Origin of the sequence: Devosia sp. 1566 (assembly GCF_004005995.1) — a bacterium.
In the GTDB taxonomy this organism is placed as follows: Bacteria; Pseudomonadota; Alphaproteobacteria; order Rhizobiales; family Devosiaceae; genus Devosia.
The window spans coordinates 3,946,582-3,963,808 of the sequence record NZ_CP034767.1 but is presented as its reverse complement, the minus strand read 5'-3'; the positions used below and the strand labels follow the sequence as shown (position 1 = coordinate 3,963,808).

Sequence of the window (17,227 nt, the reverse complement as noted above, 5' to 3'; positions counted from 1 at the left end):
CAAGCCCAGCCACATCTACCAGACGATGGGGTGGGTGGCTCCGGTGGCAACATTGACAAACCCCTCCGGCGCGAGCGGCGAAGGGGCCACCAGAACCCAGCGCCAGGGCGCGCAGGTGAGGGTGGCAAAGGCCAGCCGTTCGGGAAAGCCGGGCCACCAGCGCGGCGAAAAGGTCGGCTCGAACATCCACTCAATGGTTTCGCCCTGTCGGTAAAGCTCGGCCATTTCGGCATCGAGTTCGGCGGCCGGGCGGCAGGCCATGAGGCCCCCGACCTCATAGCGCACGGTGGCGAGCACTTCCCCGCTACGCACCAGGGCCCAGCCCCCTTGCGTTTGGCGCAGGGTATTGACTGCGAGCGCCATGGCCTCGTCCGACGAGCCCACCACCCAGATATTGTGCTTGTCGTGCCCCATGGAACAGGCCAGCGCCGTATCGGGCGTGGCCGGCCCGGTGCCCAGCCAGAACATGGCCGCGGCTTTGCCCTCCCCCGAAAACCGGTCGACAATGGCCCATTTGGTGATGTTGCGGGCAGTGTCGCGCTGCACCAGCCCATTCTCTACCTTGAGTTCGGTAGTGATGAAGTCATCGGCCCAGTGGAAAGGCCGCAACAGCGCAGCCTGAACCGTGTCGCGATCCGCAGGTGCGGGAATGGCGAAATCGGCGGCCGTCATCTCCCGCTCGATATGGACCGTCTTTGTTGCCCAGTCGGGCCAGGTGATCTGGGGCAGGGCGCCGGTATAGCTTTTCCCCTGCGAGACCTGGGTGCCGTCAGCCCAGACCTGGTCAATGGCGAGCTTTTCAATGTCATCGAGCAGAACCAGATCGGCAAAGCGTCCTGGCGCGACAGCGCCGACCCAAGGCGTTAGCCGCATATGCCGGGCCGGATTGATCGTCACCAGTTGGATCGCGGTCTCGACCGGCAGCCCTGCGGCGATGGCGAGCCGCACATTATGGTCGGTGGCCCCCAGCTTCATTGTATCGGAACAGGAGCGATCATCGGTGCACAGCGCGACATTGGACCAATCGCTCTGCCCGCGCTCAAGCAGGCCCGTGATCATTTCGGTGAGGGAATGGGGGCGCAGTTCCATGAACAGGCCCCGCCGCAGCTTGTCGCTGACCTCCTCGGCCGTCCAGGCTTCGTGGTCCGACGCCATGCCGGCGGCGGCAAAGGCATTGATGTCATTGAGGTCCCGCATCCCGGCCGCATGCCCCTCGACCACGCCGCGCTGCTCGAAGGTGGCGCGGATCATCCCCCAGAGCCGCTCATAGGAGGGGTTGTCGGGGTTCCAGACTGCCGGCCAATCCATCACCTCGTCGAGCCCCGCCACCATCAGCTGGCTGCGCAGGAACTGGGCCTGTTCGGCATAGCCGAAATGCCCGCCACCCCATTCATAGGCGGTGGGCGGAACGGCCGAGCCGGGCAAGGGGAAAATCTTCATGGGCGAGCCGGCCAGCCGCGCAGTCAGCCAGAATTGGAGATTGTGAGCGCCATTCACGTTGGAAAATTCGTGGCTGGCTTCACAGGTCCAGGTGCAGCCATGGGGCAGCACCAGCGCCGCCTCCCATTCGGGGGTCAGATGGCTCGATTCAATATGCTTGTGCACTTCGCCAAAGCCGGGCACGGCGGCCAGATGGGAGCGGTCGATCCGTTCGGCTACGTTGCCGGGATAAGCGCCGGCCGGACCCACCCAGGCGATGCGGCGCCCCGAGACCACGATCTCCTGGTCCTCGTGCCAGTTGCGGCCATAGACATCGAGCACCTTTCCCACGCGAATGGCGCGATCGGCCGGACGCTTGCCCAGTGCCACCAGGGCCAGGTTCTGCCGGATCGCGACTTCGTCTTCAGGGTTGATCAGCAGATCGCTTATGGTGGTCATATCAGTTCCGAGATACAGTTTGCCGCGCTGACAATGCGCTTGCCTGTCAATAAGAGGGATGGCGAGTAGAAGCCATCTTCCCATGACAGTTGCACAAAGATAAGGCTTGCGGCATATGCGACCCAAAAAACAGGCTTCTGCCGGCCGGGCCTGCGCTCCATCCGTTCGCGGACGGCACTCCGCGTGCAAAGGAATATCCATGTCGAAAATTGTTTCTTCCGTCTTCGCGGTTGCCCTTGCCGCCTCTGCCATGATGGCCGCGCCCGCAATGGCGCAGGACAAGACCCTGACCATTTCCTGGTGGGGCTTCAATGGCGAAAAGCTCGAGACGCTGGTGCTCGCGCCCTTCCGCGAAATGTGCGACTGCGAGATCGTGTTCGAGACCGGCAATAACGGCGAGCGTCTCAACAAGCTGCAGATCCGCAATGGCGGTGGCGTTGACGTCGCCTATTTCTCCGACAGCTTCAGCCAGCAGGGCATTGAAGCGGGCCTGTTCCAGCAGATCGATCCGGCCAAACTCCCCAACCTTGCTGGTCTTTATGACATCGCCAAGGACCCGCAGGGCGGGTATGGTCCGGCCTATACGATCGGCCGAGTCGGCATTGTTTACGACACCGCCAAGATCGCAACGCCGGTCACCTCCTGGAATGACCTTTGGAGCGAAGACCTCGCTTCCTCGCTCTCGCTGCCCGGCATCACCACCACGGCCGGCCCGATGGTCGTGCTCAAGGCAGGCGATCATGCCGGTGTCGATGCCTATGAAGACACCGATGCCGCCTTTGCCGCCGTCGCCGAACTCAAGCCCAATGTGGTCAAGAACTACAATACCGGCTCGGAGATGATCAATCTCTTCTCGACCGGTGAGATCAGTGCTGCCATTGCGCAGGACTTCACCCTGGGCCAGATTCAGGCTGCCGTGCCGACCGTTGAATGGGCCGAGCTCGAGGAAGGCTCGATTGCCACGCTCAACACCGTCAACATTCCCAAGGGCGCAGCCGAGCCGGAATTGGCCTACCAGTTCATCAACTTCATCCTCTCGCCCGAAATCCAGCAGGTTCTGGCTGAAGAGGGCGTTGACGCTCCGGTCAACACCGCGGTGGAATTGACCCCCGAGCAGGCAGAACTCTGGACCTATGGTGCCGACACCATCGCCGGGCTGCAGCGCATCGACTATGCCAAGATGAACGCCGCCAAGTCCGGCTGGATCGAGCGCTGGAACGAAATCTTCGGCATGTAATCTCCAAGCGGGGCGCCTTAGCGCCCCGCACTCTTTGCTGGACTAAAGGGCCAGGTTGAATGAAGCGATTTTCAGGTTGGACCCTGGCCTCTCCCGCGACGCTGCTGGTGGTGGTCTTTCTGGTGCTGCCGGTGGTTGCCACCATCGTCACCACCTTCATGACGCCCAACGGCCCGCTGGCGCCGTATCTTGGATTTTTCGGCAGCGGTTTTCGCCGCACGGTGCTGTTCCGCACCATTCAGGTTTCGTTCATAGTTACGGCGATCGCGCTCATAGTTGGCTTCATAACGGCCTTCGTGATCAGCCGCGCGCCGGGTTGGCTCAAGTCGATCCTGATCATTGCCGCCGTGTTTCCGCTCCTGACCGGCGTCGTCGTGCGCTCCTTTGCCTGGCTCATCATCTTGGGCAAGAACGGCATTCTCAACAATTTCCTCGTCTCCACCGGTCTCATCGGCGAGCCCCTGACCATGCTCTACACGCAGGGCTCGGTGATCGTGGCGATGGTCTATCTCTTTGTTCCCCTGATGATTTTGACCCTGGTGGGCGTGCTTGAATCCATCCCCGAAGACCTGATCCAGGCCTCCTCTTCGCTGGGCGCCAAGCCTTGGGCGACCTTCACCCAGGTCATCCTGCCGCTCGCGGTGCCGGGCCTCATCGTGGGTGCCGTGCTGGTGTTCACCGGCAGCTTCACCTCCTATGCCACGCCCCAATTGCTGGGCGGCGAGCAGGTGATGATGATGGGCACGCTCATGTATCAGCAGGCCATGGTCACCTTCGACTGGGTCGCGGCCTCCACCATCGCGGCCGTCATGGTGGTGTTCACCATCGCCATTGTTCTTGTGATGACGCGGGTCGCCCGCCGTCTCAACCCGATGGCGGTATGATGACCCAAAAGCTGCACCCGGCCCTCATTGGCTTTACCGTCCTCGTTTTCATCTTCCTCATCGGCCCACTCATCATCGTGGTGGGCTCTGCGCTCAGCGACACGACCTATCTGACCTTCCCCCCCCAGGGGCTGTCGCTACGCTGGTTCGCCAATATCTTCGAGATCGCTGCGTTCCGTCGTACCATCATCACCAGCCTGCAGATCGCGTTCCTCTCGACCTTCATCGCGCTGCTGATCGGCATTCCCGCCGCCTATGCGCTCAATCGCTACCGCATCCAGCTGCCGGGGTGGCTGGCCACGCTGTTCGTGCTGCCGGTGCTGGTGCCCGAGCTGGTGCTGGGGTTCGCGCTCCTCAAGAATGTGGCGGTGCAGTTCAACACCCCTATCTTCCTGACGCTGGTGTTCGGGCACAGCCTGCTCGTGCTGCCCTATGTGGTGCGGGTGATCAGCGCGTCGCTCGCCTCGTTCGACTTTTCGGTCGAGGAAGCGGCGATCAGCCTGGGCTCACCCCCGCTGCGCACCTTTTTCACCATCCTGCTCCCCAATGTGCGCTCGGGCGTGATCGCGGCCTTTATCCTGGCCTTCATCACCTCGATCAATGACGTGTCCATCTCCATTTTCCTCACCGGCCCGGGCATTTCCACGCTCCCCATCCAGCTGCTGGCGCATATGGAGCAGTTCTTTGATCCCACCGTTGCTTCGGTGTCAGTGCTGCTGATGGTGCTGACCGTCGGGGTCATGGCGATTGTCGAGCGCACGCTCGGCCTTACATTCCTTGCTAAATAGAGTGCCACGCGCGTGACCAAAGCTCTTTCGATCCAGTCGATCACTGCCCATTACGGCACGACCAAGGTGCTTGAAGATCTTTCGCTCGAGGTGGCGGAAGGCGAACTCGTCTCGCTGCTGGGCGCCAGCGGCTGCGGCAAGACCACGACCCTGCGTCTGGTGGCCGGTTTCCTGCAGCCCACTTCAGGCCGCATCCTGCTTGGCGGGGTCGACCTGACACGCCTGCCCGCGCATCGGCGCGATATCGGGCTGGTGTTCCAGAACTATGCGCTCTTTCCCCATATGAGCGTGGCCGACAATGTGGGCTTTGGGCTCAAGCAACGCGGGGTTGCGCCGGCGGAAAAAACCAAGCGTGTCGCGGCCATGCTCGAGCGCGTGGGCCTCGCGCATCTCGCGAGCCGACTGCCCGGAGAGCTGTCGGGTGGGCAAAAACAGCGTGTGGCACTGGCGCGCGCCCTCGTTATTGAGCCGCCGCTTTTGATGTTCGATGAGCCGCTGTCCAATCTCGACGCCAAGCTGCGGGTCGATATGCGGGTCGAAATCCGCCAGCTGCAGCGCGCCAATGGCACGACCTCGGTTTACGTCACGCACGACCAGGAAGAAGCCTTTTCGATCTCGGATCGCGTGGCCATCATGCATGCGGGCCGCATCATGCAGCTCGATACGCCCGAAACCCTTTATCAGCGTCCAGCCAATGCGTTCGTCGCGCGGTTTGTGGGCTTTGAGAACCTGATCCCCATGCGCGTTGTCGAGCGGGATGGTGCGAAGATCACCGCCGAGGCTGCCGGTGGCGTGCGGCTGACGCTGGGCCTGGAGCAGTTCGGCGCCATTCCCGACAGCTTCACGCTGGCTTGCCGGGCCGATGGCCTTGTGGCGAGCCCTGACCTGGCCATGGAAGGCATTCCGGCAACGCTGGGGCTGCGCACCTATCTGGGTCGTGCCTACCAGTATCAGTGCGACACGCCCGCCGGCCCGCTGCTGGCCAATGGGCCGCTGACGCGGCCGCTCGAGATGGGCGGACAGGCCAAGCTCGTGCCCGTGCCCGAGCAATGCACGATCCTGGCGGCAGAAACGGCGTGACCATTCTTTTCGTCAATGCCTGGGTGCTGACGCTCGACGAGGCGATGAGCGAGCACAATCCTGGCTGGGTGCAGGTGGATGGCACCACCATCACGGGACTGGGCGGTGGCGAGCCGCCCTCCATCGCCGGCGCCGAGATCGTGGATTGCGGCGGCGATATCGTCATGCCCGGCATGGTCAACACCCACTGCCATATGGGCATGGCGGTGTTCCGGGGCCTGGGCGAAGACGTGGATGATCGCCTTTACCGCTATATCCTGCCGCTTGAGCGCAAATTCGTGTCGCCAGAGATGGTGCGGGTCGGCTCGGCCCTTTCGGCGCTGGAGATGATCCAGGGCGGGGTCACCACCGTCACCGACATGTATTATTTCGAGCAGGAAGTGGGCCGGGTAGCTGCGGCTTCGGGCCTGCGTGCCATCGTCGGCCAGACTCTCGCCGACTTCCAGCCGCCCGATCATCGCAACTGGGACGAGGGCTTTGCCCTGGTCGAGGCGCTGGTGGATGAGTTTGCCGGCCATCCGCTCGTCACGGCGTCGATTGCCCCGCATGCGCCATACTCCACCGGCCGCGCCACCATGGAGCGGGTAGCGCAATGGTCGGCGGATCACCCCAATATTCCGGTGCAGATGCACCTGGCTGAGAGCGATCTGGAAGTCCGCTGGGCGCAGGATAACCATGGCTGCTCGACGGTCGAGGTGACGCGCGAAGCTGGTTTGCTCAAGCCCAACCTCATCTGCGCGCACTGCTTGCAGCTCGATCATGCCGATATCACCATGATGGCCGAGGCGCAGGTTTGCGTCGCCACCAATCCGCGCTCCAATGGCAAGGCCGGCCGCGGCATCGCGCCGGTGGAAGCGCTGCGTAATGCCGGCTTGCCGGTGGGCCTGGGCAGTGACGGGGCGATGAGCGGCAATACGCTGGATCTGTTCGCGCAGTTCGCGCCGGTGTCGATGTTTGCCAAGCTCTTGGGCAAATCGCGGCGGCCATTGCCAGCGCGTGATGTCGTGCAGATGGCGACGATCGAGGGAGCCCGGGTGCTGGGGCTCAATCTGCAGACGGGTTCGCTCGAGCCGGGCAAGCAGGCGGACCTTATTCGCATCAGCCTTGCCGCGCCGCGGCTGCATCCGATCTATGATCCTTATTCGGCGCTGGTGTTTGCAGCCATGCCCGGTGATGTGCTCGACACTATGGTGGCCGGCCGCTGGCTGATGCGGAACCGGCAGATGCAAACGCTTGAGCCCAAAAAGGCGCTGCGCGATGCCTTGCAGATTGCCGAGCAGTTCAGGGCCGAGATGGTCTTGCTTGACGAGCAGAAAGCTTGAGCGCGCCAGCAACCCCTCGGCGGGTGATCATCGACACCGATCCCGGGCTCGATGATGCGGTCGCAATCCTTTATGCCCTCGCTTGCGGTCGGTTCGAGGTGCTGGGACTGACGACGGTCGCGGGCAATATCGGTATCGAGGCGAGCACAAGCAACAGCCTTCGGCTGCTTGTCGCGATGGCGCGCTGCGATGTGCCGGTGCGCCGCGGTGCTGCGCAGCCGCTTCGTCGTGGCGGGGCGGAACTCACCTCCATTCACGGCGATGATGGGATGGGCGGCCTTGCCTTGCCCCGGCCGCAAGCCGAAGCGCAGGGCGAGGCGGTCGGCTGGCTGGTCGAGCAATTGCAGTCGGCGCCTGCGGGGAGCGTCGACATCCTTGCCCTCGGGCCCCTGACCAATATCGCCCTCCTCGTGCGCGACCATCCTGATGCTGCGGCCCGCATGGGTCGGCTCATCGTCATGGGCGGAGCGGTGGACGAGCCCGGCAATATCGGCGCGCGTTCGGAGTATAATTTCGCCACCGACCCCGAGGCGGCGCAGATCGTGCTCGGAGCAGGGCTTGATCTCACCGTGATCCCGCTGGACGTCACCCGGCGCGTCCGGGTGGTTCCGGCGCAGATTGCCTCGCTGCGAGGCTCGCCGGCCGGAGACCTTTGTGCCGAGATCATCGCGCTCTACTTCGGCAGTGGCCGGGAAAGCCGGCCCCTCCACGACCCTTGCGTGATGCTGTTTGCGGTCGAGCCTGGCTTGTTTGGCCTCGACACCTTGAGACTGGCGGTTGATGTGAGCGATGGACCTGAAGCGGGCGCCCTTGTGCAGGACGCGGACGCGCCGCCCATCAAGGTCGCGATGCGGGTCGATGGCCCCGGAGCTATCGAGGCCCTGAGGCACGGCCTCAACGAGGCTCAGCGCAGCTCTTGTTGAACCAGCGTGCTCCAGAAGCGGGCGCCGGTTGCAATGGCTTCGTCGTTGAAATCATAGCGCGAGTTGTGGTGCAGCGCGCCATCCACTGCCGGACCATTGCCCAGCCAGACATAGGCGCCGGGCACCGCCGCGCTAAAGAAGGCGAAATCGTCGCCGGCGGTCGAGGGCGGGAAATCGGTGACCACCGGCCGGCCGGTCACGGCCTGCGCTGCCGCCAGGGCGCGACGGGTCGCGTCGGCGTCGTTGATCACGGGCGGGATGCGGCGCAGGAATTTGTAGTCTGCAGTGATGCCGAACATGGCGGCGGTGCCCTGTGCCAGCTGGCCGATTTCGGCTTCGAGCTGATCGCGCACCGCGGCGCTGTAGGCGCGGGCCGTACCGCCGATGCGGACAGCGTCAGGGATGACATTGAGGGCGCGGAAATCGCCGCTCTCGATCGCGCAGGCGCTCACCACGGCGGGTTGCAGCGGATCGACGCGACGAGCGACGATGGTGTGGAGGGCAAGAAGGAATTGGCCGGCGGCGGTGACGGCATCGCGCCCCAGATGGGGCTTGGCACCATGGGTGCCGATGCCGCGGAACGTCACTTCCCAGCTATCGGACGAGGCCAGCTGCGGGCCGGCGACCACTGCCATCTCGTCGGGAGCGAGCCCGGGCATGTTGTGCAGGCCATAAACAGCGTCAACCGGGAAGCGCTCGAAGAAACCGTCATCGATCATGGCCTTGGCACCACCGCGCCCTTCTTCAGCCGGCTGGAAGATAAAATGCACGGTGCCCGAAAAGTTGCGCTCCCGGGCGAGATGGCGCGCCGCTGCCAGCAGCATCACCGTATGGCCGTCATGGCCGCAGGCATGCATGGTGTTTGGGGTCTTGGAGGCATAGTCGCGCTCGGCGAGTTCAGGCATGGCCAGTGCGTCCATATCGGCCCGCAAGGCGATCGCCCTTGTGCCCGTGCCCCCGCGCAAAGTGCCGACGACGCCGGTCTTGCCAAGGCCGCGATGCACTTCAATGCCGACTTCCGCGAGTTGTTCGGCGACGATCTGGCTGGTGCGGATTTCCTCAAAGCCCAGTTCGGGGTTGGCATGCAGATCGCGGCGCAGCTCGATCATGTGCATGAGCTCGAAAGGGTCATTGCTGTTGGATTGCATCGAAAGCTCGTACTTGAAACTCTAGCCCCCAGACATCGGCTCCCGGGTGGGGCCCTTGCAAGAGAAACCTTGCCGTGACCATCGAACCACACAGCTTTTGGCAGCAGATCGTGCCGAAGGGCACTTATCCCGGCGACCCGGAAGCCGGCTATTTCGGGGGCTATCCGGCCCAACTTGCGGATGGGCGTGAATTGCTGCTGCCCATTCGCGTCCTGCCCGGCGATGGCACCAGGGCGGTTGCTTCCCTGATCATCAACCAGGCGAGCTTTGCCGTGGAAGATGCACTGGCCGAGCAATTGACGGGGCTGCTCGCCCCTCATGCGCCCGATGTGGTGGTTGGGGTGCCGACGCTTGGTTTGCCGCTTGCCAATAATGTGGCGCGCCGGCTCGGGCACCCCCGGATGGTGGCGCTCGGAACTTCGCGCAAGTTCTGGTATGTCGAGGATCTCTCCGAGCCGATCAGCTCGATCACGAGCCCTGGGTTGGGCAAGACCATGTTCGTTGATCCGCGCATGCTGCCCCTGCTGGAGGGCAAGCGGGTGGCGGTGATCGACGATGTGATCAGCTCGGGCACCTCGACAGCAGCCGTGCTGCGGCTGCTAGGGAAGGCCGGGATCGAGCCGGTGGTGATCGGGGTGGCGATGCTGCAGGGCACGCGTTGGCAGGAGCCGCTGGCGCCCTGGCGGGAACGCATCGTGGCCCCGCTGTCTTCGCCCTTGCTGCAGCGGACGGGCGAGGGCCCCTGGAGACCATTGCCGAATGGGACCAGCTGACAGCAAAAAGCACCCCCAAGCTGGTTGGGAGTGCTTTTCCAGATTATGAGGCTCAGGCGAGCTCAGGCGAGCTCAGGCTGCCTTGGCGTCTTCGGTCTCGTCAGTGCGGTCCATAGCGCGCATATAGAGATCGAGCAGGGTTTCGTGCTCGTCACGCTCGTCCTGGTCCTGCTTGCGCAGCTTGATGATCTCGCGGATCACCTTGACGTCGAACCCTTCGCCCTTAGCTTCGGCAAAGATCTCTTTCTTGCCTTCGTTGAGTTCGGCGATCTCGCCTTCGATCTGCTCGATGCGTTCAACAAAGGAACGGATCCGTCCACCCGCAATACCAGCGTCGCTCATGGTGCCTCCTGGGTTTCAATGAGGTCGGCACTATTCGCGGCTGCGGGTTGACGGAAGGTAAACCATATGGGGTTGTCCCGGGATCTTTGCGCGGGCGCCGCGAAACGCGCGCCGGACTATTGCAGGGCGCGGCGCAGATTGCCGTCAACGCCGGCCAGAGCGGCTTCCGCGTCCCCCCGATCGAGCGACTTGAGCAGCATGACGGTGGCGATCTTGATGCTGCCGCCCGCAGTTGCGAGGGCCTCGGCGGCGGTGGCGTAATCGGTGTCGGTCAGGGTCGCGACCATTTTGGCGGCGCGGTCCTTGAGTTTGGTATTGGTGGGGCGCATCTCGACCATGAGGCCGCGATACACAAAGCCCAGCCGGATCATCACGCCCGTCGAGATGCAATTGAGCGCCGCCTTTTGCGCGGTGCCAGCCTTCATGCGAGTGGAGCCCGAAAGGATCTCGGCCCCGGTATCGAGCAGCACGGCGATATCGGCGACTTCGCCCAGGCGAGCGCCTGAGTTGTTGAAGATGCTGATCGTCAAGGCGCCCTTGGCGCGGGCATGCTGGACGCCGGCAATGGCATAGGGGGTGCGGCCGCTAGCGGCGAGGGCAATCACCACATCGTTTTCGTTGACGCCGATGCCCTCGAGAGCCTCGATGGCCAGCTGCTCGCTGTCTTCGGCACCTTCGGCGGCGCGGAACACGGCATCTTCCCCGCCCGCCATGAGGCTGAGGGCGCGCTCATAGGGCCAGTTGAAAGTGGGGGGCAGTTCGGCAGCGTCCTGGGTGGCGATGCGCCCGGAGGTGCCGGCGCCGAGGTAAACGAGGCGACCACCACGGGCCAGCCGTTCGGCGCCCCGGTCAATGGCTTCGGCGATGGGGGCGCTGGCGGCCTGGACGGCACTGATGGCGCTGAACTGGCCTTCCAGAATGCCGGCAACCAGATCGGTGCTGGACCAGTCTTCGAGATTGGCGAAGCGCAGGGAGGCGGATTCGGTGGTGTGGCTCATAAAGGGGCCTCCTGTTGGTGAGTGGTTCTGGCCCATTGGGCAGCGTGGCTGGCGGCGTCGATCTGGGGGAAACTGACTGATGTTTCCGGTAGGGCAGCGGTCAGGCCGGATTTGATCAGGGGGTGGAGCGTCGTGATCCCACCCACAAAGGCGACGGGGAGCCTGCCGGCACGGCCAATCAGCGCCTTGGCGAGGCGGGCGAGTTCATCGGCGGCGCGCTCGAGGACCTCGGTTGCCAGTGGATCGCCGGCAGTCGCGGCGCGGGCCACGGCCTGGGCGAGGGTGCCGATGCGGCCGCGGTCGCTTCCATAAACAAAGGCGCGGGTCTGGTCCCAGTGATCGCCGCCCATCTCGGCAAAGAGTTCGCGCGCGAGGATGGCGGCATCGGCGGGGCCGCCGGTGGCATCGATGCGGCGATAGAGTTGATCAAGCGCGGTCAGGGCGATCCAGGTGCCCGAGCCGCCGTCATCGATCAGGAGCCCGCGACCGCCGACCCGGAGCATGGTGCCGTTGGCATCGAGATGCAGCCCGATCGAGCCAGTTCCCGCCGAGATGAGGTGCCCTTCGCCCGGAGCAAAGGCGGCGCGAAAGGCCAGTTCCATGTCATCGATGAGGCGGATGGCACCTGCCTGGAGCTTGAAGCTGCTGGCGACCAGCTGGCGCGCCTCTTCATGCACGCTTTGGCCCAGCCCCGTAATGCCCAGGCAGGTAGCATGGATGGGCTCTTGAGGGAGCGCTGCGGCGATAGCGGCGAGGGTGGTGGCCAGTCGCTCGCGTTCAGCGGGATTAAAGAGATGGCCGGTGGCACCGGCGGCCGAACCACGGGCGAGCGGGGTGCCAGTTGCATCCACCAGCACCCAGCGCGAGGCGGTGCCGCCGATGTCGATGCCTAGGAAGCCTGCCATCAATGTGCCTCGGCAACCGCCCGGGCAAAGCCGCGGGTGATCTCGCGCGGATTGGTGATCATGGTGCCAACCACCACGGCATAGGCGCCAGCAGCGATCGCGGCCTGGGCCAGTTCGGGCGTGTTGAAGCGGCCTTCGGCGATGATGGGCGTCTTGATGGTGGCCACCAGCGCACGGATCAGCTCGAAGTCGGGCAGGTCAGGCTTGGGCTGGGTGTATTCGGTGTAGCCGGAGAGCGTCGTCGACACATAGGTCGCGCCCATCGCCGCGGCCGCGATGCCTTCCTCAAGGGCTGACACATCCGCAAAGCTTTCGAGCCCCAGCCGGTCGCGGATATGGGCGATGATCGCTGCGGGTTCGTCGCCATGGCGGGGACGGGGGGTGCAATCAAGCGCGATGATATCGGCACCTGCTTCGGCCAAGGCATCGGCGGCCGCGATGGTGGGGGTGATGTAGACGGGCACGTCGGGGGAAAAGACCTTGTGGATACCGATCACCTGCAGACCCGCAGCTTTGACGGCGCGCACATCCTCAGGCCCGTTGGCGCGAATGGCGCTGGCGCCCCCATCGCGTGCGGCCAGGGCCATGGCGCCCATGAACTGGGGACCATGCAGGGGATTGTCGGCCCGGGCCTGGCAGGACACGATGAGGCTACCCTGTTGCAGGCGCAGGCTCATTTGATGGCTCCCGAGGTCATGCCGCTGATGAACTGCCGGGACAGCACGATATAGATGATGATGATCGGCAGGGCCGAGAGCGTCAGGCCGGCATAAAGCACGCCGTAGTCGGTGGAATATTCACCCATGAAGGTAGTGAGGCCCTGGGGCAGGGTTTTCAGGCGATCGTTCTGGATGAACACCAGCGGGAAAAAGAAGTCGTTCCAGATCGGCACGACGTTCTGGATGCCGGCGATGACCATGGCCGGACGCACCAGGGGCAGCATGATCGACCACATGATCCGCGCCTCGCTGGCGCCATCCATGCGGGCGGCATCTTCAAGTTCATTGGGCAGGGTGCGGATGAACCCCGTCATGATGAAGATCGTCGTGGGTAGGCCCATGGCGGTATAAACAAAGATCAGCGAGAGCTGATTGTTGAGAATGCCTAGATCGCGCATCAGCATGAAGAGCGGGATAATGGCGAGCTTGAGGGGCAAGGTGAGCCCCGCGATGAAGAACATCAGGATAAAGCCGGCGCCGAAGAACTCGTAACGCGCCAGCGCATAGGCTGCCATCGTGCCCAAGGTCAGGATCAGTGCCATGGAGGCGCCCGTCACGACAAAGGAATTGATGAGGTATTGAAGGAAGTTGGTCTGGGTCCAGATCCGGCTGAAATTGACCAGATTGGTGAAATCAGGAATGCCGAAGGGCGACGCGAAGATCTGCGGCGTGGTCTTAAAGGCCGAAAACATCATGATGACGATGGGCGCCAGCATGATGAAGGTGTTGGCGATCAGGATAATCTGGATCAGCCCGTCACGCCCTAGGGTGGCGATGAGGCCGGGACGATCGCTGTAAGTGCTGGTAACAGTGCTCACAACTGGATCTCCCGTGCGCGCAGGCGCACCGTGATGACGCCGGCGACGGCGGCGATGAAGAGGAAGATCAGCACGGCAAGGGCACTGCCCAGACCGAAGTCTTGCTGACCAGAGGACACATTACCGAAGGCGGTGCGGTAAAAATAAAGGCCCAGCACGTCGGTAGAGCCAAAGGGCGAGCCATCGAGCCCCGCCATCACATAGGGCAGCTCGAACCAGTTAAACGCGCCCACAAACAGCAAGACGAAGACGACGGTGGCGCTGGGCGCGACGAGCGGCCAGACAATCTTGGTGATCTTGACCCATTCGCTGCGGGTTTCCATGCGCACGGCATCAAGCATTTCCGTGGGGATGCGCTGCATGCCGGCGAGGAAGACAAGGGTGGGAAAGCCGACCATGTGCCAGGCATTGGCGGCGATCAGGGCCCAAAGCGCGGTTGAGCTTTGCCCGAGCCAAGGTTGCGCCAGCTCGCCCAGGCCCATGCCGCGCAGGCTGATGTTGACGACGCCGAACAGCGGATGAAGGAAGAGCTTGAAGAGATAGCCGACAATGATGGTCGAGAGCACGACGGGCAGGAACACCGCGATGCGGTGAAAGCGGGCGCCGGGTAGTTCGCGCCACAGCGCATAGGCAAGGAAAAAGCCCAGGCCGTTCTGCAGCACCATCAGGGCAAAAAAGACGATGATGTTGTGGGAGAAAGCGTTGCGGGTCCAGCTGGCATAGGGCTCCACGAACAGCACGGTGTGGAAGTTGTCGAGCCCGACAAATTCGCCGCGTAGCAGCCCGTTCCAGTCAAAGAAGGCATAAGCGAAGGCGGAGATGATCGGATAAACGACGAACAGCGCCACAAAGGCCAGTGGCGGCACGATCAGCGCCGTGATCCAAAGCCCGCGCCCGGTGAGGCGAAGTTGCGGCATGGTGTTCTCCAGCTAGGATCTCCCCCGCCGGTGGGCGAGGGAGGGATTGGGCGAAGGGGTGATCAGTCCTGGAAGGGCTCGTACCAGACCTTAAGGCCCGTCAGTAATGGCTTGGCCCGCGGCTTCCGGCGTGGTTTCGCCGGCAAACAGCTTTTGCACTTCGCTCTGGATCAGCACCGAGCCGGAGGGCTCGCCATAGCGGAAGTTCACGAGAAACAGGTAGGGGATCGAGGTGGCATTGAGCTCGGCAACCTCGGCCAGGAGCGGATCCTGGAAGGTTACGCCCGGTGCGGTAGAGATGTTGTTGAGGTTGTCGGCAAAGGCCTGACCGAACTCGGTGCTGGCGAGATAGTTGATGAACTTGAGCGCCGCTTCCTTGTTGGCGCCGGCGGCATTGGCTGCATAGCCGCCGTCGAAATAGAGAGCGACAAGCTTTTCGTCCTCGGCAGTACGGCCGGGGGCGGCAAAGACGCCGAGTTCCAGATCGGGGTTCTGGGCGCGGAAGGTGGCCAGCTCATAGGAGCCGCCGCCAAACATCGCCGCCATGCCCGAGGAGAACAGCTGCTGGGCGCTGGCATAATCAAGGCCGATAAAGCCGTCCGGGAAGTACTGTGACAGGTCTTTGAGAGCGGCCAGGGCACTGGTGAAGCGCTCATCGGTGAAGTCGGTTTCGCCCGACATGATATCGGCAACGAAATCCTTGCCCATCAGCGAGGACACGAAGTCGAAGGTCACGGTCTCGTTCTGCCAGGCCGTGGCGGTGCCATTGGCGATCGGGATGATGCCGCTGTCCTTGAGCTTCTGGCTCAGCGCCATGAACTCGTCCCAGGTCTGGGGTTCGCTGAGGCCTGCATCATCGAAAATCTTCTTGTTGTAGATCACGAGCTGAGTCTGGCTGGCGAAGGGCACGGCATAGACCTTGCCGTCGGCGCGCACGGTTTCGGCGGCCAGCGCTTCGGGCGTGTAGTTGGCCAGAGCCGGCACGATTTCGGTCGTCAGCGGCTCGAGATAGCCGGGCACGGCGATGTTTTCGAGCCCCCCATAGGCGCGGACCATCATCAGGTCGGGCCCGCTGCCGCCGGCGAGAGCCGTGGCGAGAATGGTGTTGTAGTTCGTGGCTTCGAAGGTTTCGAAGTTTACGGTGATGCCGGGATTGGCGGCTTCGAACGTATCGATGAACTGGTCATACTGGGCGCGATCTTCCTGGCGCCAGCTCCAGAAGGTCAGGTCCTGCGCCAGTGCGGGCGCCGCGACGGTGATGGCGGCCAGTGCGGCCCCGATCCGAATGAGTGTGCTTGGCATTTCAACTCCCTTGATTTGTTTGCAGGCGTAATCGTCATCAACTCGCCACCTGGATTACGCGGGTAACCGGCGGCCATCTTCGGCAGAAAAGAAATGGATCGCGTCATTGTCGAGCAGCAGGCCGACCGGCGCGTCGGGCTCATAGAGATCATTGGGCGTGGTGCGGATGCCCACCAGCGTGCCATCCACGAGCCGGGCATAAACAAAGGCGTTTTCACCCAGATATTCGGTGTAAACGACTTTGGCCGGAATGGCGCTGGCACCCGGCTCGCGCTGAATGCGCATGGCGTCGGGGCGAATGCCCAGGCGTAGCGCACCTCCACCGGCGGGCAGGCGAGCGAGTGGCACCGTGGCGCCGGCGACAGTCACGGCATTGCCGGTGCGCTCAGCATTGATCACCGCCATTTTGGGCGAGCCGATAAAGGTCGCCACAAAGAGATTGGCCGGGGTTTCATAGAGTTCGCGGGGCGAGCCCACTTGCTCGATCCGACCGGCATTCATGACGACGATCCGGTCGGCCAGGGTCATGGCTTCCACCTGGTCGTGGGTCACATAGATCATGGTGCCACCGATTTCCCGGTGCAGGCGCGCGATTTCGAGGCGCACTTCGGAGCGCAGGGCTGCATCGAGATTGGACAGCGGCTCATCGAGCAGGAACACTTCGGGCTTGCGCACAAGGGCGCGGCCAATGGCAACGCGCTGGCGCTGGCCGCCCGACAATTCGCGCGGGCGGCGCTTCAGCAGCGGCTCGAGCTGCAGCATGCGCGCGGTTTGGGCGATGCGGGCTTCGACCTCGGTCTTGCTCAGGCCCATCAGGCGAGCGCCAAAGGCCATGTTCTCGTAGACATCCATATGCGGGTAAAGCGCATAGCTCTGGAAGACCATGGCGATGCCGCGCTGGGACGGATGCACTTCGTTCATGCGCCGGCCGTTGAGGATGAACTCGCCTTCGCTGATGGGGTCGAGGCCGGCGATCAGGCGCAGCAAGGTCGACTTGCCGCAGCCGGAGGGGCCGACAAACACCACAAATTCACGGTCACCGATGTCGAGATCGATGCCATGGAGCACTTCAGTGCTCTTGAAGCGTTTCTTGACGCCACGAAGGTTCAACCGCGCCATGCATGGCCTCCTGCGCACGGACCATACCAGTGCAATACCACAGCATTGAACAAGGCGCTGCCGATGTAAAGCAC

17 protein-coding genes are annotated in these 17,227 nt (G+C 63.4%); 7 read left to right on the top strand and 10 right to left on the bottom strand.

Annotation, left to right across the window (positions count from 1 at the left end; all coding sequences use genetic code 11):
• Positions 1–15: 15 nt before the first annotated feature.
• Positions 16–1,878, bottom strand: coding sequence for an adenine deaminase C-terminal domain-containing protein (locus ELX51_RS18815; RefSeq protein ID WP_248305191.1), 1,863 nt, complete (start codon positions 1,876–1,878; stop codon positions 16–18).
• Between the two features lie 199 nt (positions 1,879–2,077).
• Between ELX51_RS18815 and ELX51_RS18810 the strand changes: the two genes are divergently transcribed.
• From ELX51_RS18810 to ELX51_RS18785, 6 genes are read left to right on the top strand one after another with little or no spacing between them, the layout of a single operon-like run.
• The gene (locus ELX51_RS18810; RefSeq protein ID WP_127754926.1) at positions 2,078–3,115 is read left to right on the top strand and encodes an ABC transporter substrate-binding protein; all 1,038 of its coding nucleotides are present in this window, start codon (positions 2,078–2,080) and stop codon (positions 3,113–3,115) included.
• 59 nt (positions 3,116–3,174) lie between these two features.
• Positions 3,175–3,999 (top strand): ABC transporter permease, encoded by an 825-nt coding sequence (locus ELX51_RS18805; protein ID WP_127754925.1) that lies wholly within the window; start codon positions 3,175–3,177, stop codon positions 3,997–3,999.
• A complete protein-coding gene (locus ELX51_RS18800) occupies positions 3,996–4,787 on the top strand; it encodes an ABC transporter permease (protein WP_127754924.1) in 792 nt (263 codons plus the stop codon). The genes ELX51_RS18805 and ELX51_RS18800 overlap by 4 nt, the downstream gene beginning before the upstream one ends.
• A gap of 12 nt (positions 4,788–4,799) precedes the next feature.
• Positions 4,800–5,867, top strand: coding sequence for an ABC transporter ATP-binding protein (locus ELX51_RS18795; RefSeq protein WP_127754923.1), 1,068 nt, complete (start codon positions 4,800–4,802; stop codon positions 5,865–5,867).
• Positions 5,864–7,189, top strand: a complete 1,326-nt coding sequence (locus tag ELX51_RS18790) for an amidohydrolase (protein WP_206524669.1) — start codon at positions 5,864–5,866, stop codon at positions 7,187–7,189. Before ELX51_RS18795 ends, ELX51_RS18790 begins: the two co-directional genes overlap by 4 nt.
• Complete coding sequence (locus ELX51_RS18785) at positions 7,186–8,112, top strand: nucleoside hydrolase (protein WP_127754921.1); 927 nt, start codon at positions 7,186–7,188, stop codon at positions 8,110–8,112. Before ELX51_RS18790 ends, ELX51_RS18785 begins: the two co-directional genes overlap by 4 nt.
• Here the strand turns inward: ELX51_RS18785 and ELX51_RS18780 are convergent.
• Positions 8,094–9,260, bottom strand: a complete 1,167-nt coding sequence (locus ELX51_RS18780) for a M20 aminoacylase family protein (protein WP_127754920.1) — start codon at positions 9,258–9,260, stop codon at positions 8,094–8,096. The genes ELX51_RS18785 and ELX51_RS18780 overlap by 19 nt on opposite strands.
• 80 nt (positions 9,261–9,340) lie before the next feature.
• Here ELX51_RS18780 and ELX51_RS18775 point away from each other — a divergent pair, with 80 nt between their 5' ends.
• Entirely contained in the window at positions 9,341–10,033 is a 693-nt protein-coding gene (locus tag ELX51_RS18775) for a phosphoribosyltransferase (RefSeq protein WP_127755385.1), read from the top strand.
• Positions 10,034–10,105: 72 nt separating this feature from the next.
• On the opposite strand, the gene ELX51_RS18770 is transcribed toward ELX51_RS18775, so the two are convergent.
• The 8 genes from ELX51_RS18770 to ugpC all read right to left on the bottom strand — a co-directional run bounded on the left by ELX51_RS18770 (position 10,106) and on the right by ugpC (position 17,153).
• Entirely contained in the window at positions 10,106–10,375 is a 270-nt protein-coding gene (locus ELX51_RS18770) for a DUF2312 domain-containing protein (RefSeq protein ID WP_127754919.1), read from the bottom strand.
• A 116-nt stretch (positions 10,376–10,491) separates the two neighbouring features.
• The gene (locus tag ELX51_RS18765; RefSeq protein WP_127754918.1) at positions 10,492–11,373 is read right to left on the bottom strand and encodes an N-acetylmuramic acid 6-phosphate etherase; all 882 of its coding nucleotides are present in this window, start codon (positions 11,371–11,373) and stop codon (positions 10,492–10,494) included.
• The gene (locus ELX51_RS18760) at positions 11,370–12,278 is read right to left on the bottom strand and encodes a BadF/BadG/BcrA/BcrD ATPase family protein (RefSeq protein WP_127754917.1); all 909 of its coding nucleotides are present in this window, start codon (positions 12,276–12,278) and stop codon (positions 11,370–11,372) included. The genes ELX51_RS18765 and ELX51_RS18760 overlap by 4 nt, the downstream gene beginning before the upstream one ends.
• Positions 12,278–12,955, bottom strand: coding sequence for a putative N-acetylmannosamine-6-phosphate 2-epimerase (locus tag ELX51_RS18755; RefSeq protein ID WP_127754916.1), 678 nt, complete (start codon positions 12,953–12,955; stop codon positions 12,278–12,280). Before ELX51_RS18755 ends, ELX51_RS18760 begins: the two co-directional genes overlap by 1 nt.
• Positions 12,952–13,815, bottom strand: coding sequence for a carbohydrate ABC transporter permease (locus ELX51_RS18750; protein ID WP_248305190.1), 864 nt, complete (start codon positions 13,813–13,815; stop codon positions 12,952–12,954). Before ELX51_RS18750 ends, ELX51_RS18755 begins: the two co-directional genes overlap by 4 nt.
• Positions 13,812–14,732: a sugar ABC transporter permease gene (locus tag ELX51_RS18745; RefSeq protein WP_127754915.1), complete on the bottom strand. Its 921-nt coding sequence runs from the start codon at positions 14,730–14,732 to the stop codon at positions 13,812–13,814. The genes ELX51_RS18750 and ELX51_RS18745 overlap by 4 nt, the downstream gene beginning before the upstream one ends.
• Before the next feature lie 90 nt (positions 14,733–14,822).
• Positions 14,823–16,034 carry an extracellular solute-binding protein gene (locus ELX51_RS18740; protein WP_248305189.1) on the bottom strand — a complete coding sequence of 404 codons (1,212 nt, stop codon included), beginning with the start codon at positions 16,032–16,034 and terminating at the stop codon, positions 14,823–14,825.
• A 54-nt stretch (positions 16,035–16,088) separates the two neighbouring features.
• Positions 16,089–17,153 (bottom strand): sn-glycerol-3-phosphate ABC transporter ATP-binding protein UgpC, encoded by a 1,065-nt coding sequence (gene ugpC / locus ELX51_RS18735; protein WP_127754914.1) that lies wholly within the window; start codon positions 17,151–17,153, stop codon positions 16,089–16,091.
• Between the last annotated feature and the right edge of the window lie 74 nt (positions 17,154–17,227).